The organism is Amycolatopsis sp. NPDC004079, assembly GCF_040610415.1.
GTDB lineage: Bacteria > Actinomycetota > Actinomycetes > Mycobacteriales > Pseudonocardiaceae > Amycolatopsis > Amycolatopsis halotolerans.
The window spans coordinates 11,988-26,923 of sequence record NZ_JBEXMH010000057.1; the positions used below are offsets into that span (position 1 = coordinate 11,988).

12 protein-coding genes are annotated in these 14,936 nt (G+C 70.2%); 4 read left to right on the forward strand and 8 right to left on the reverse strand.

Annotated elements, in window-relative coordinates; all coding sequences use genetic code 11:
• Positions 1-2 precede the first annotated feature (2 nt).
• The 4 genes from ABZX37_RS38400 to ABZX37_RS38415 all read left to right on the forward strand — a co-directional run bounded on the left by ABZX37_RS38400 (position 3) and on the right by ABZX37_RS38415 (position 5,386).
• A complete protein-coding gene (locus ABZX37_RS38400; RefSeq protein ID WP_354748143.1) occupies positions 3-749 on the forward strand; it encodes an ESX secretion-associated protein EspG in 747 nt (248 codons plus the stop codon).
• A 109-nt stretch (positions 750-858) separates the two neighbouring features.
• On the forward strand, positions 859-2,280 hold the full coding sequence (locus ABZX37_RS38405) for an acyl-CoA synthetase (protein ID WP_354748145.1): 1,422 nt from the start codon (positions 859-861) through the stop codon (positions 2,278-2,280).
• Positions 2,277-3,593 carry a carboxyl transferase domain-containing protein gene (locus ABZX37_RS38410; protein WP_354748147.1) on the forward strand — a complete coding sequence of 439 codons (1,317 nt, stop codon included), beginning with the start codon at positions 2,277-2,279 and terminating at the stop codon, positions 3,591-3,593. The genes ABZX37_RS38405 and ABZX37_RS38410 overlap by 4 nt, the downstream gene beginning before the upstream one ends.
• Positions 3,594-3,982: 389 nt before the next feature.
• Positions 3,983-5,386: an MFS transporter gene (locus ABZX37_RS38415; RefSeq protein WP_354748149.1), complete on the forward strand. Its 1,404-nt coding sequence runs from the start codon at positions 3,983-3,985 to the stop codon at positions 5,384-5,386.
• Positions 5,387-5,453: 67 nt separating this feature from the next.
• On the opposite strand, the gene tsaE is transcribed toward ABZX37_RS38415, so the two are convergent.
• The 8 genes from tsaE to glmS form a co-directional block, all read right to left on the reverse strand.
• On the reverse strand, positions 5,454-5,921 hold the full coding sequence (gene tsaE, locus ABZX37_RS38420) for a tRNA (adenosine(37)-N6)-threonylcarbamoyltransferase complex ATPase subunit type 1 TsaE (protein ID WP_354748151.1): 468 nt from the start codon (positions 5,919-5,921) through the stop codon (positions 5,454-5,456).
• Positions 5,906-6,994, reverse strand: a complete 1,089-nt coding sequence (locus ABZX37_RS38425) for an alpha/beta hydrolase (protein WP_162834387.1) — start codon at positions 6,992-6,994, stop codon at positions 5,906-5,908. Before ABZX37_RS38425 ends, tsaE begins: the two co-directional genes overlap by 16 nt.
• Entirely contained in the window at positions 6,991-8,112 is a 1,122-nt protein-coding gene (gene alr, locus ABZX37_RS38430; protein WP_354748153.1) for an alanine racemase, read from the reverse strand. Before alr ends, ABZX37_RS38425 begins: the two co-directional genes overlap by 4 nt.
• Before the next feature lie 29 nt (positions 8,113-8,141).
• Entirely contained in the window at positions 8,142-9,242 is a 1,101-nt protein-coding gene (ugpC, locus tag ABZX37_RS38435; RefSeq protein WP_354748156.1) for a sn-glycerol-3-phosphate ABC transporter ATP-binding protein UgpC, read from the reverse strand.
• Between the two features lie 3 nt (positions 9,243-9,245).
• A complete protein-coding gene (xylB, locus tag ABZX37_RS38440; protein WP_354748158.1) occupies positions 9,246-10,679 on the reverse strand; it encodes a xylulokinase in 1,434 nt (477 codons plus the stop codon).
• Positions 10,669-11,493 (reverse strand): DeoR/GlpR family DNA-binding transcription regulator, encoded by an 825-nt coding sequence (locus tag ABZX37_RS38445; RefSeq protein ID WP_354748160.1) that lies wholly within the window; start codon positions 11,491-11,493, stop codon positions 10,669-10,671. Before ABZX37_RS38445 ends, xylB begins: the two co-directional genes overlap by 11 nt.
• Positions 11,494-11,566: 73 nt before the next feature.
• The gene (locus ABZX37_RS38450; protein WP_354748162.1) at positions 11,567-13,012 is read right to left on the reverse strand and encodes an NAD(P)H-hydrate dehydratase; all 1,446 of its coding nucleotides are present in this window, start codon (positions 13,010-13,012) and stop codon (positions 11,567-11,569) included.
• Between the two features lie 11 nt (positions 13,013-13,023).
• Positions 13,024-14,886 carry a glutamine--fructose-6-phosphate transaminase (isomerizing) gene (gene glmS / locus ABZX37_RS38455; protein ID WP_354748163.1) on the reverse strand — a complete coding sequence of 621 codons (1,863 nt, stop codon included), beginning with the start codon at positions 14,884-14,886 and terminating at the stop codon, positions 13,024-13,026.
• Positions 14,887-14,936 lie beyond the last annotated feature (50 nt).

The window sequence follows — 14,936 nt, forward strand, 5'->3', positions numbered from 1 at the left end:
GGATGCTGGTGCTCGCCCGCGAGGTGGTGCTCCCTGCCGATTGCCTTCCCGTCGCGGCGGAGCTCGCCGGGGTTTCGCTCCCGGCCGCGCTCTCGCCGGACCCGATCTGGCGTGACCCCGAGGAGACGCACGCGTATCGCGAAGCCGCGGTGAACGCCATGGCCGACCAAGGCGTCTGGGGTCGCGGCGGTCCGGACGAGACGTTCGTCCGGACCATGACCGTGTTGTGCCGCGGGGCCAGTGAGCTGTCGGCGACCGTCGAAAGCGGGCGGGATCGGCGGTATTGGCTGGTCGTCGCGGCATTGAACAAGGACGCGGTGCTCGCGTGCCACATGCCGTCCACCGGCACTGTGGTGTTGCGGCCGGCCCGGCCGGAAGCGTTGGCGGAGGACTTGATCCGGGAGCTGCCGCGCGTCCAGCCCGCGCAGGGGCAGGCGGTGTCGGTGCCGGAATCGGCGTTGAATTTGGCGATCGACGGCGGGCCGGCGCGGCAGGACGTCCGGCATTTGCTCGACGTTGCCGCGCTCCCCCGCGTCGGCGGCGGGCAGATCACGGCGGCCGTCCGGGACGGGCTTGGCGGGCGGCGGATCAGCGGGCGCGACATCTGCACGTATTACGACACCGAGCACGGCCGCTACCTGTTCTCGTTCTCCGAAACCGAGGGCGGCGAGCGGTACGTGAACGTCGCCCCCGGCCGCTACGAAACGATGGTCCAGCGAGTGCGCGCGCTGCTCGATAATCTCGCCTGAACCTGGGTACCCCTGACAATCAGGATCTGTGAATCGCGTCGCAGGTGGCCACCGCCACAAGGCGGTACGGTGCGATTCCAGGTGCCGGTGACGCAGGAGGTCCGCGAAAGTGCCCGATCCGCTGTTCCCCGCAGTCGCCGCCGGATCCGGCAAGGAAGCGCTGCGCTTCGGAGACCGAAAACTCACCTACGCCGAACTCGGCGCGGTCGCCGGCGCGCTGGCCGCCGAACTGCCCCGAGACCGCCGGGTCGCGGTGTGGGCGACGCCGACGCTGCACACCAGCGTCGCGGTGGTCGCCGCGCTGCTCGCCGGGGTTCCGGTGGTGCCGCTCAACCCCAAGATCGGCGAACGCGAACTCGGGCACATCCTCGCCGACAGCGAGCCCGCGCTGGTGCTCGCCGAACCCGGCGTCGAACTGCCCGCCGCGCTCGACCTGCCGCGTCGCGACATTCCGCTTGAAGGCGACGGGAAACCGCCGGCCAGCGAGCCGGACGCCGAGGCTCCCGCGTTCATCGTCTACACCTCCGGCACGACCGGCCCGCCCAAGGGCGTTGTGCTGCCGCGCCGCTCGATCGCGACCACTCTCGACGCGCTTGAGGACGCTTGGCAGTGGACGGCTGACGACGTGCTCGTCCATGGCCTGCCGTTGTTCCATGTGCACGGCTTGATCCTGGGCATCCTCGGGCCGCTGCGCCGCGGTGGCTCGGTTCGTCACCTGGGGCGGTTCTCCCTTGAGGGAGTCACCGAGGAACTGGCGAACGGCGCGACGATGCTGTTCGGCGTCCCGACGATGTACCACCGGATCGCTGAAACCGTCGCGACCGATGAAGCCCTCGCCAACGCGCTCAAGTCCGCACGGCTGCTGGTCTCCGGCTCGGCCGCGCTGCCGGTGCACGACCACCAGCGGATCACCGCCGCGACCGGGCAGCAGGTCGTGGAGCGCTACGGCATGACTGAAACGCTGATGAACACCAGCGTCCGCGCCGACGGCGAGCGCAAGCCGGGCTCGGTCGGCGTTCCGCTCGCCGGGGTCGACCTGCGGCTGGTCGACGAGTCCGGCACCGAAATCAGCGAGCCCGACGCGGTCGGCGAGATCCAGGTCCGCGGGCCGAATCTGTTCACCGAATACCTCAACCGGCCGGACGCCACGGCCGCCGCGCTGGACGGCGGCTGGTTCCGCACCGGCGACATGGCCACCCGCGACCCCGACGGCTACGTCCGGATCGTCGGGCGCAAGGCCACCGACCTGATCAAGAGCGGCGGCTACAAGATCGGCGCGGGCGAGATCGAGAACGCGCTGCTGGAACATCCGAAGGTCGCCGAGGTGGCGGTGACCGGCGAACCGGACGACGACCTCGGCGAGCGCATCGTCGCGTGGGTCGTGCCGGACGGCGAGCGCCCGACGCTCGAAGAACTCGCCGACCACGTGTCGAAGCTGCTCGCCCCGCACAAGCGGCCGCGCGTCGTGCGGTACCTGGATGCGTTGCCGCGCAACGACATGGGCAAAGTCATGAAGCGAGCGCTGGGATGAACACCACCGCGCGCGAGCTGCTGGCCGCCATCTCCGCCGGGTTCACCGACCTGTCCCTCGCGGACACTCCGGCGGACGATCCGCTCGGCTGGCCGGGCTATCCGGAGGCCAGGGCAGCAGCCGCCGCGCGCACCGGCGAGACCGAATCCGTGGTCGTCGGAGAGGCGAAGATCGGCGACGTGCCCACGGTGCTGATCGCCTGGGAGTTCGGGTTCCTCGGCGGTTCGATCGGACAGCAGACCGGCGACCGCGTCGAAGCCGCTTTCGCCCACGCGAAAGAGCGTGGGCTACCTGTGGTGTCGCTGGTCGCGACTGGCGGCAGCCGGATGCAGCACGGCATGCGCGCGCTTTCCCAGCTCCAGCGAATCGCGCGCGCCGCCGCGGACGCGCGCGCGGCGGGTGTGCCGCAGATTTCCGTTCTGCGCAACCCGTCCACCGGCGGCGGCTGGGCGACGCTCGGTGCAGGTTCCGACGTCGTCCTGGGACTGCCAGACGCCCAAGTGGGCTTCGCAGGCTCCCGCGTACGGCCAGCGACGTCGCCTGCGGAGGCGTACACCGTCGAAGCGAAGCTGGAATGGGGACAGGTCGACCGTCTCGTTGAAACAGACGAGCTGGGCGACGTGCTCGCGCGATGGCTACAGCTATTGGCTTCGCCGTCGACAGAGCCCGCACCCCCGCCTAACGCCCGTCGCGACGCCACGCTGCCCGAAACCGGCTGGGAAGCCGTACGGACGGCTCGCGCTTCCTCACGAGCGCGCGCACCCGAGTACCTCGACGCGTACTTCGACTGGCGAGAGAACGTGCAAGGCGACCGTGCCGGTCACGTCGACGAAGGCGTCCAATGTGGCTTCGGCTGGCGAGAAGGCCGCACGATCGCGTACGCAGCACAGTGCGGCACCGCGACGCGTCCAGCAGGCTTTCGCACCGCAGCACGGCTTATCCGGCTGGCATCCCGGCTAGGAATTCCGGTGCTGACGCTTGTGGACACTCCCGGCGCGGCAAACGACGCGGAAGCGGAAGAAGGCGGGATCGGACCAGCGATCGCGGAACTGTTCGAGGCGATCGCCACCGCCGCGGTGCCCGTCACCACGCTGGTGATCGGCGAAGGCGGTTCCGGCGGCGCGCTGGCTTTCGCCGCGCCGGGCACGACCTGGATCGCCCCGGACGCCTACTTCTCGGTCACTTCGCCGGAAGCGGCGGCGGCGATCCTGAAACGCCCGATGACCGACGTGCCGGCCGTGGCCGACCAGCTGCGGTTGCGCCCGCAGGATCTGGTCGGCCTCGGCCTGGCAGTCGGAATTGTCGAGCCCTAGCGACCTAGAGCTCCGAGAGTCCTAACGGGTCACGCCTCGACGGCGCGGACCCGCCACTTGCGCTGCGCGTAGGACGCGAGGGTAGCCGCGACAGCGACTCCCGCGGTTGCACAGCTTGCGATGGCCACGAATACTGCCGTCATTGCGGCTCCTCCTCACAGGGTGCGCACGCCGACGCCGTCGGCGAATCCGGGTGATCCGCTGGCCGACGTGTGCGAGTTGATGGGGTTTAACAGGTATCTACCTGCTATAACGCATGGTCCCCGCTACGCGTTACCTGCGCTACCCCCGTGCGGGAGTGAGACGTATCACGTTACGCTTTGGATCGTTCGCGGTAGGTGATGTCGGGGGCTCTGCGCAGTGAGTCCTGAAAACGCGAAAGGAGCGATGTGACAGAGGCAGCAGACGGGAGGGGGCCGTCGGGCGGCGCCACGGTCACGGACGACAAGACGATGCGCCGGGCGGTCGGCGCGGCCGCGGTCGGCAACATCACCGAGTGGTTCGACTTCGGGGTCTACGGCTACCTCTCCACCACCATCGAGGCCCAGTTCTTCCCGCCCGGCAATCCCGCGCTGGCCCAGCTCGCGACGTTCGCGACCTTCGCGGTGGCGTTCCTGGTGCGTCCGCTCGGCGGCCTGTTCTTCGGTCCGCTCGGCGACAAGATCGGCCGGACCAAGGTGCTCGCGGTGACGGTGATCCTGATGGCGACCGGCACCTTCCTCATCGGACTGATCCCGTCCTACTCGTCGATCGGGCTGGCCGCGCCGATCCTGCTGGTCTGCGCGCGGGTCCTGCAGGGCTTCTCGACCGGCGGCGAATACGCGGGCGCGATGACGTTCATCGCCGAGTACAGCCCGGACCGCCGCCGCGGCTACTTCGGCAGCTTCCTGGAATTCGGCACCTTCATCGGGTACGCGCTGGGCGCGACCGTCTCGTCGGTGCTCCCGCTGGTTTCGACGCCGGCCTTCATGGACACCTGGGGCTGGCGGATCCCGTTCATGGTGGCGCTGCCGCTCGGCATCGTCGGGGTTTACCTGCGGACGAAGCTCGAGGAGACGCCCGCGTTCCAGCAGCTGCTCGACGAGTCGGGCAAGCGCGAGGACGCCGAGGCCAAGCACGTGGTCCGCACGATCTTCGCGAAGTACTGGCCGACGATGCTGCTGGCCGGCGGGCTCGTGGTGACCTGGAACGTCACCAACTACATGCTCACCAGCTACATGCCGACCTACCTCAAGGACGACCGCACGATGTCCGAGAACGGTGGGCAGGCCATCTCGGCCACCGCGGCGGAGTGGCTGCAGATCGGCGTGCTGTGGCTGGGCGTGCTGCTGATCCCGCTCCTCGGCAAGCTCAGCGACCGCTACGGCCGCAAGCCGATCCTGTGGGTCGGCGCTGGCGGGCTGATCGTGCTCGGCCTGCCGATGGTGCTGCTGCTCAAGAGCGGGTCGCTGATCTCGGTGCTGCTCGGCCTTGTCCTGATGGGACTGCTGCTGATCTGCTTCTCCTCGACCTGCCCGTCCACGCTGCCCGCGCTGTTCCCGACCGAGGTCCGGTACGGCGGGTTGTCGATCTCGTTCAACATCTTCGTGTCGGCGTTCGCCGGGACGGTGTCGCTGGTGATGAGCGCGCTGGTGCTGGCCACCGGGGATCTCAAGTGGCCTGGGTATTACCTGATGATCGCCGGGGTGATCGGGGTGATTACGCTGCTGAAGCTGAAGGAGACGGCGCGGAAGCCGTTGCCCGGCTCGGCTCCTTCGCTGTCCGCCAGCGAGGAAGCCACTGCCGGGCGGTAATCGCCTAACGAGCCGTGAAGGGCCCCTTGAAGGAATCTGATTCCCTCAAGGGGCCCTTCACGTACGGTCAGACCGCTTGCAGCTCGTCGACCCGGGTGGTCCAGGAGCCGTGCGGTTCCAGCACGACGGTCCGGGTGTCGTCGTCGTGGCGGGCCAGCCGGACGACCAGGTGGTCCTCCGACAGCCGCTCCGCGCTGCCCTCGCCCCACTCGACGACCACCGCGGACGACTCCAGGTCGGTGTCCAGGTCGAGGTCGTCCAACTGGGACAGATCGCCGCCGAGCCGGTACGCGTCCACGTGGATCAACGGGACCCCGGCCGCGCCCGCGGCGTGCACCCGCGCCAGCACGAACGTCGGCGAACTGACCCGTCCGCCGACGCCGAGACCGTCCGCGATCCCGCGGGTCAGCGTCGTCTTCCCGGCCCCGAGCGGACCGTCCAACAGCACCAGGTCGCCCGCGCGCAGGGCCGCGCCCAGGGTCCGCCCGAAGGCCATCGTGTCCTCGGGGGTTTCCAGAATCACCTTGTCCACCACCAGTTTCGCCGGTTCGGCGCGGCGCTGCCACCACAGCGCTGCAGCAGGTCGATGAGATGGCTGTTCACCAGCTCGGGCTGTTCGAGCTGCACCATGTGCCCGGCTCCGCGCACGCGCACCAGCTCGGCGTCCGGCAGCTCGGCGGCGATCCGCTCGGCGTGCGCGAACGGCGTGAACCGGTCCGAGTCGCCGCCGATGACCAGCACCTGTGCGTGTTTCAGCCCTGCCAGCACAGCGTAGCGATTGTGGCTGCCGAGAGTGTCGACGAAGTTGATCAGCCCGCGCACCGGCGTGACAGCCAGCATCTCCAGCATGAAGTCGACCAGGCGCGGCGAGACGTCACGGCTGCCGAACGCGAGCCGTCGCACTGCCTGCCGGGTCAGCTGGCCGCCGGCGGCGCGGACGAACTCCACCAACCCGGGTTGCCATCCGGCCAGCTCGCCTACGCCGCGTGTGAGCGGGTTGTACTTGGACAACAACGGCCTCGGCAACCCACGCGCGCCCACTTCGCCCGCCGCGGTCGCGATGAAGGCGACGCCGCAGACGCGGTCCTCGAAGAGGTCTGGCCGTTGCGCGGCCAGCTCCATGATCACCATGCCGCCCATGGAATGTCCCATGAGGACGATCGGTCCTTCGGGCACCATTGCGCGCAGCACGCTGTCGAGGTCGTGCGCGAGCTGCTCGATCGTCGACGTCTCAGTGGACGCCTCTCCGGACAGACCGTGGCCGCGATGGTCGAAATAGACCTGCCGTACGCGCGGCAGTCGCAGCGAAGCGACGTCGCGACGCTGAAAGTGCCACGAGCGCCGCGAAAGCGCGAAGCCGTGTACGCCGACGAGTGTCAGCTCCGGCTTTTCGCCGTCCTCAGGGTCGATCTCCTCGACCGACAGCGGCGTGCCGTCTTCGGCAGCGACAGTGGACGTACGGTCTGGCTTCAGCTCACCGAGCGGCTCGTCGGCGAACGGGTCCTCGGTCGGTTTGCGTTGCTGCGTCGCGACAACTGCCGCTGCCGCACCCGTCACCACCGCTCCGACTCCGCCGACGATCGCCCACAGCCGCGCCGAAGGAGTCACGCCCGCTCCCCCAGGTACCGGCGCTGTACGCGCGGCCGGTACATCGAGGTGACGATCTCGTAGTCGATGGTGCCGAGCTTGTCCGCCCATTCGCGCGCAGTCGGCTCGCCGGAGCGGCCCGACCCGAACAGCACGACCTCGTCGCCGACACGAGGCACGTCCTCGTTGCCGACGTTCACCACGAGCTGGTCCATGCAGACCCGCCCGACGACTGGCCGCCGTCGCCCGCCCAGCCAGACATCCATCCGGCCGGACAGCGTGCGCGGCACCCCGTCGGCGTATCCGGCGGGCACGAGCGCGAGCGTGGTGTCCTCGCGCGCGGTCCAGGTGTGGCCGTAGGAGACGGATTCGCCGGCGGCAAGCGGCTTCGTGAGGACCACGCTGGAGCGGAACGTCATCGCCGGGCGCAGGTCGTCGTCGGTGGGCACCGGGTTGAGGCCGTACATCGCGATGCCCGGGCGGACCAGGTCGAAGTGCAGGTCGGGCCGGGTGAGCGTGGCCGCGGAGTTGGCCAGGTGCCGGATCGGGTCGAGCCCGGCGGCGCGGGCCGCGTCGTAAGCCTCGGCGAACAGCTTCGCCTGCGCGTCGATCGACGCGTGGCCCAGCTCGTCGGCGCAGGCCAGGTGCGACCAGATGGCCACTACTTCGACACCGCGCGCCTTGGCCGCCGCCTCGACCAGCGCCGCCCAGTCGGCGGGCGGGCAACCGTTGCGCGACAGACCGGTGTCGATCTTGAGGTGCACGCGAGCGCGTTTTCCGGCGAGCTTCGCGGCGGCGTCGACCCGGGCCAGCTCACCGAGAGAGCTGACGCCGAGGTCGATGTCCGCCTCGATGCCGGGCGCGAAATCCAGCTCCGGCACGTCCAGCCAGCTGAACAGCCGGACTGACAGCCCGGCCGCCCGCAGGTCAAGGGCCTCCTGGAGCGAGCAGGTGCCGAGCCAGGCGGCCCCGGCTTCGACAGCGGCGCGGCCTACCGGAATCGCGCCATGGCCGTACGCGTCGGCTTTGACCACGCACATCACGGCCGCACCGGGTGCCCGGTCGGCCAGCAAGGAAACGTTGTGGCGCACAGCGCCGAGATCGACCACGGTCTCGGCGTGCGGAGAACTGGCAGTCATAACGACTGCCAGTTTCCCACGTCATCGGCTCAGGAGAGACGCTGCCCGGAAGTACCGGAGAAGACGTGCAGCTCGTCCGGGCGGATCCGCAGGTGCAGGGTGTCGCCCATGCGCGGCGGCGTACGCGGGTCGACGCGCGCGACCACGTTGCGTGACGCACCCTCCGCGGACTCCTCGACGCCGGCGCCGAGCTTGCCGTAGACGTAAGCGTCCGAGCCCAGCTCCTCGACCAGTTCGACCTTGATCGGCAGCGTGCCGTCGGTGTCGGTGGTGGCTTCCAGCGACTCGGGACGGAAACCGATGGTGACCGTGTCGCCGTCGGCCGCGGAACGCACCTCGGGCTTGAGCGGCACCTGCACGCCGCCGACCTCGGCACCGTCCGCGGTGAGCTTCGCGGCGACCAGGTTCATCGCCGGGGAACCGATGAAGCCCGCGACGAAGACGTTTTCGGGCCGGTCGTACAGCGCGCGCGGGGTGTCGCACTGCTGCAGCAGACCGTCCGACAGCACCGCGACGCGGTCACCCATCGTCATGGCCTCGACCTGGTCGTGGGTCACGTACACGGTGGTGACGCCGAGCCGGCGCTGCAGCGCGGCGATCTGCGTACGGGTCGAGACACGCAGCTTCGCGTCCAGGTTCGACAGCGGCTCGTCCATGAGGAACACCTGCGGCTCACGCACGATGGCGCGGCCCATCGCGACGCGCTGACGCTGACCGCCCGACAGCGCCTTCGGCTTGCGGTCCAGGTACTGCTCGATGTCCAGCAGCTTCGCCGCGTCAAGCACCTTCTGCTTGATCTCCGACGCGGGCCGCCCGGCGATCTTCAGCGCGAAGCCCATGTTCTGCGCGACCGTCATGTGCGGGTACAGCGCGTAGTTCTGGAACACCATCGCGATGTCGCGCGAACGCGGCGGCAGCTGCGTGACGTCGCGGTCGCCAATCCAGACCGCGCCCTCGTCGATGTCCTCCAGGCCCGCGAGCATCCGCAGCGCGGTGGACTTGCCCGAACCCGACGGCCCGACCAGCACGAGGAACTCGCCGTCGGCGATTTCCAGGTCCAGCGCGTCGACGGCGGGACGCTCGGTCCCGGAGTAGCGCCGGGTCGCCTTGTCGTAGGTGATGCTGGCCATCGGTCAGTCCTCTCCCAATTTCGCGGAAACCCCGTGCGCGGCCTCGCGCGCCTCGAGGTGGCGTTGCTGGATCTCGATTCCGGCGGCGCGCAGCGCCCCGGTCGGCTCGTCCAGTTCGAGCTGGTTTTCGGTCCCGTGCCACACGGGCGGTTCGGCGGTGCCCGCGAGCGCCCAGGCGGCTTGCCGAGCGGCGCCCTGCGCGACGTACTCGCCGACCTCGGGAATCACCACGGGCAGGCCGAGCACGATCGGCGCGATCGCCCGCACCGCGGCGGACTGCGCGCCGCCGCCGATGAGCAGCACGCGCTTCACGGCCATGCCCTGCGCGCGCACCGCGTCGAGCCCGGCGGCCAATCCGCAGACCATGCCCTCGACGGTCGCCCGCGCGACGTTCTCGGGCGTCATGTTCGCCCTGGTCATACCGTGCAGCGAGCCGGTCGCGCCGGGCAGGTTCGGGGTGCGCTCGCCGTCGAGGTACGGCAGCAGCGTGAGCCCGCCCGCACCCGGTTCGGCGGACAGCGCGAGCCGGTCGAATTCGGCCAGGTCGACGCCGAGCATCGCCGCGCCCGCAGTGAGCACGCGGGCGGCGTTGAGGGCTGCGGTCAGCGGGAGGAAGCGGCCGGTGGCGTCGGCGAATCCGGCGACCAGGCCGCTCGCGTCGGCCGCGCCGGTCTCGGTGACGCCGAAAACCGTGCCGCTGGTGCCGATCGAGATCACCGCGTCGCCCGGAGCCAGTCCGAGGGCGAGTGCGGCGGCCATGTTGTCGCCGGTGCCTGCGGAGACGAGCATGCCGTCGCGGGTGTGCCCGGCGACGTCGGACGGGCCGAGCACCGTCGGCAGATCCGGGGTACGGCCGCCGAACGCGTGCGCGAGGACGTCGGTGCGATAGGTGTTGTCGGTCGGGGAGAAATAGCCGGTGCCGGAGGCGTCGCCGCGATCGGTCACCGCGGTTTCCGGACGGCCGAGCAGCCGCCAGGTGAGCCAGTCGTGCGGCAGCAGAACGCGCGCGACGCGATCGGCGTTCTCCGGTTCGTGCTCGGCGAGCCAGCGGAGCTTGGTGACGGTGAAGCTGGCGACCGGCACCAGCCCGACCGACTTCGCCCAGACGCCAGGTCCGCCCAGCTCCTCGGTCAGGTCCTTGGCCGCCTGCGCGGAGCGGGTGTCGTTCCACAGCAACGCCGGACGGACTACCTCGCCCGCCTCGTCGAGCGTGACCATGCCGTGCTGCTGACCGCCGACGCCGATGGCTTTCACGCCGTCGAGGACGTCGCGAGTGGCGTCCGCAAACGCTTGCGCCCACGCTGCGGGGTCGACCTCGGTGCCGTCCGGATGCGGTGCCCGACCGGTGCGCACGATCTCGCCCGTGCGCGCGTCGCAGACCACGACCTTGGTCGACTGGGTCGACGAATCGACCCCGGCCACCAGTTCAGCTGTCATAGGGCTGCCCCTCCTCGACGTACTCCGCGGCCTCGACCGCCGTTCCCTCGTTCAGCGCGGCCTCGATCTCCTCGGTCGGAGTGGCTTCGCTGGTGATCAGGAGGTCGTAATCGCCGACGGTGCCGTGCGCGTACGTCGCGGTGCGGCCGAACTTCGAGTGGTCGAGCACCAGCACGTTGCGGTTCGCGGCGCGCAGCACGGCTTTCTTCAGCTCGGCGTAGTCGCGGACCGGGTGGAACAGCCTGCCCACCGCGACCGCGCTCACCGAGACGAACGCGATGTCCACGCGAATGCGCTCAAGCAGCGCGAGCACGTCGGGGCCGGAGCAGGAGTCGTACTCGGGGTCGTAATGCCCGCCTGCCAGGACCACGTCGACGCCGGTGCCCAGCAGGCGCGCGGCCTGCAGCGAGTTGGTGATCACGGTGCGGCGTTCGAGCTGGGCCAGCCGCTCGACCAGCGGGAACAGCGTGGTGGAGTCATCCACGAACACGGTTTGGCCGGGCTCGACCTGCCGAATCGCGAGCTCCGCGAGGGCTTCCTTCTCGGCCGAATGCAGCGTGAACCGGCTGGCGGTCTCCATGGTGAGCGCCGGATACGCCTCGACCTTGCCGCGCAGCTTGCGCAGCAGCCGCTTGTCGGCGAGGTCGTCGAGGTCGCGGTGCATCGTCATGAGGCTGACGCCGAACCGCTCGGTGAGGTCGTCGATCCGGACTTCGCCCTGGTCAATGACGTAGTCGAGGATCTCCTGGCGGCGCTGCTCCACCGCCGCGTCGGACGGGCGCGTCTTCGGCCGTCCTGGCGTGTCTCGACTCACATCTTGTTCTTACCAGATATTTCGGGCTGAGTTAACACGTAACTCGATAACTCCTGCGTCACCTTCAAGCGCGTCAGCGGGTAGCGGCGCGGACCAGCCGGAGCGCGGCGGGGATGGCGTCGACCAGACCGGACGCCGACGTCGGCACGTCCTCGGCGGCAAGTGCGCCCGCCAGCGAATGCACCTGCGCGGCGGCTGCGGCGGCCAGCCACGGGTCGAGCCGCGCGGCCAGCAACGAGCCGACCAGGCCGGTCAGCACATCGCCGGAGCCTGCGGTGGCCAGCCACGAACCGCGCGGGGTGTTCACGGCGACGCGGCCGTCCGGGGCGGCGACGATCGTGCAGTGGCCTTTCAGCAGCACGACGGCGTCGTACTTCTTCGCCGCCTCCCGCGCCGCCGCGACTCGGTCCGCGCCCGGGCGGCGGCCCATCAGGCGTTCGTACTCGCCGGCGTGCGGGGTGAGCACGAGCGGAGTGTCCGGGTCGCGGGCGTCGAGAACTTCGGGGGTGTGCGCGATGAGCGTGGTGGCGTCGGCGTCCGCGCACACCGGGACGCCCTGGCCGAGGATGTGCCGCAGGATTTCCCGGCCTTCGCCGCCGGTGCCGATGCCTGGGCCGACCACCCACGCCTGCACCCGGCCCGCGTCGGTGACCGAGCCGGTCGCGACGATCTCCGGCCAGCGCGAGCGCACGACGTCCGCCGCGTGTCCGGCGTAGCGGACCATGCCCGCCGTCGCGCGGACCGCAGAACCGGACGCGAGCACCGCCGCCCCGGGGTATGTCGCCGATCCGGCCGCGATGCCGACGACGCCTTGGGTGTACTTGTCGTCCTCCGGGCCGGGAATCGGCCATGCCTCGGCGACGTCGGCGAGGTCCAGGCGCTGCAGGTCCGGCTCGTCCAGCCACGGCCGCAGACCTATGTCGACCAGTACGACCTCGCCGCATTCCTCTGGAGCCAGTACGTGCACGGGCTTCAGCGCGCCGAACGTGACCGTCCGTGCGGCGGTGACGTGCGGACCGTCGACCGCGCCGGTGTCCGGGTCAACGCCGCTTGGCAGATCCACCGCTACAACCGGCGCTTCGATCTTCGCGACCAGCTCGGCCGCGTCGGGACGCAGTGGGCCACGGGCGGAAATGCCGACGATGCCGTCCACGACGACATCCGCCCGTTCGATCCACTGTGGACTGTCCGCAATGGACACCACACGGCCGCCGGATCGCCGCAGCGCAGCCAATCCGGCCGGATGCGCCTTCTCCGGCTTCAGCAGTACGGCAGCGACCGCGACCCCGCGCCGACGCAGGAAAGCGCCAGCCCACAAGGCATCGCCGCCGTTATTGCCCGAGCCGACCAGCAACACGACCCGCCGCCCAGAGACGCCGCCGGTGTCCTCGGCCAGCAACCCGGCCACCTCGGCGGCGAGGCCGAAGGAGGCCCGGCGCATCAGCTCGCCGTCCGGAGTGCGCGCGAGCAGCAGGTCTTCCGCCGCGCGAATCCGTTCTGTAGTCCAGATTCCTTGCACGGCGGCCCCCGCTACTCGACAGTGACGGACTTCGCCAGGTTACGCGGCTTGTCGATGTCGTACCCGCGGGAACTGGCGATCTCCGCGGCCAGCACCTGCAGCGGCACCGTGGAGACCAGCGGCTGCAGCAGCGTCGGCACCGCGGGCACCTCGATGAGTTCGTCGGCGAACGGGCGCACGGTCTCGTCGCCCTCCTCGGCGATCACGATCGTGCGCGCGCCCCGCGCCTGGATCTCGCTGATGTTCGACACCAGCTTCGAGTGCAGCACCGCGCGGCCCTTCGGCGACGGCATCACGACGACGACCGGCAGGCCCTCTTCGATCAGCGCGATCGGACCGTGCTTCAGCTCGCCCGCCGCGAAGCCCTCCGCGTGCATGTACGCGAGTTCCTTCAGCTTCAGCGCGCCTTCCAGCGCCACCGGGAACCCGACGTGGCGGCCGAGGAACAGCACCGCGCGCGAGTCGGAGATCCGCCGCGCGATCTCGCGCGTCTGCTCCACAGTGGACAGCACCTTCTGCACCGCGGCCGGCATGGCTTCCAGCTCGGCGAACTCGCGGGCGACCTCGTCCGGGTACTTCGTGCCGCGCGCCTGCGCCAGCGCCAGGCCGACGAGGTAGTTCGCGGCGATCTGCGCGAGGAACGCCTTGGTCGACGCGACCCCGATCTCCGGCCCGGCGTGCGTGTACAGCACCGCGTCGGACTCGCGCGGGATCTGCGCGCCGTTGGTGTTGCAGACCGCCAGGACGCGGGCCTTCTGCTCGCGCGCGTGCCGCACGGCTTCGAGGGTGTCCGCGGTCTCGCCGGACTGGGAGACGGCGACGACGAGCGTGTCGCGGTCGAGAACCGGGTCGCGGTAGCGGAACTCCGACGCCAGCTCCACCTCGACCGGCAGCCGCGTCCAGTGCTCGATGGCGTACTTGGCGACGAGACCGGAGTGATACGCCGAACCGCAGGCGATGACGAAGACCTTGTCGACGTCGCGCAGGTCCTGGTCGGAAATCCGCTGCTCGTCGAGGATGATCCGGCCGGCCTCGAAGTGCCCGCGCAGCGTGTTCGCCAGCGCCTCCGGCTGCTCCTCGATCTCCTTGAGCATGAAGTACTCGTGGCCGCCCTTTTCGGCGGCCGACAGGTCCCAGTCGACGGTGAACGGCTTGGCCTGCGCGGCGTCGCCGTGGAAGTCGGTGACCTCGTAACCGTCGCGGGTGATGACGACCAGCTGGTCCTGGCCCAGTTCGACGGCCTCGCGGGTGTGCTCGATGAACGCGGCGACGTCGGAAGCGACGAAGTGCTCACCCTCGCCGACCCCGACCACCAGCGGCGACGACCGGCGCGCGGCGACGATCGTGTCCGGCTCGTCCGCGTGCGTCACGACGAGCGTGAACGCGCCCTCCAGCCGACGGCACACCGCGGCGACGCTGGCCGGCAGGTCGCCCTTGGTGTCGCCCTCGGAGTAAGCGAGGGAAACCAGGTGCGCGGCGGTCTCGGTGTCGGTGTCGCTGGCCATCTCGATGCCCGCGGCCTCGAGCTCGGCGCGCAACGCGGCGAAGTTCTCGATGATCCCGTTGTGCACCACGGCCACGCGGCCGGTGGTGTCCCGGTGCGGGTGCGAGTTCCGGTCGATCGGGGCCCCGTGCGTGGCCCAGCGGGTGTGCCCCATGCCCGCGGTCCCCGCGAACGCGTCGCGGCCGACCTCGTCGAGCCGGGCTTCCAGGTTGGCCAGACGGCCGGCCTTGCGCTCGACTGTCAGCGCGCCGGCGCCGTCCAGCACCGCCACGCCAGCCGAGTCGTAGCCCCGGTATTCCATGCGGCGGAGCCCACCGAGCACGACGTCCAGAGCCGGGCGGTGTCCGACGTATCCCACGATTCCACACACGCGAACTAGCGTAACGAGACAAGTCCAGTCCCCTACTCCGGTCCCTAGAG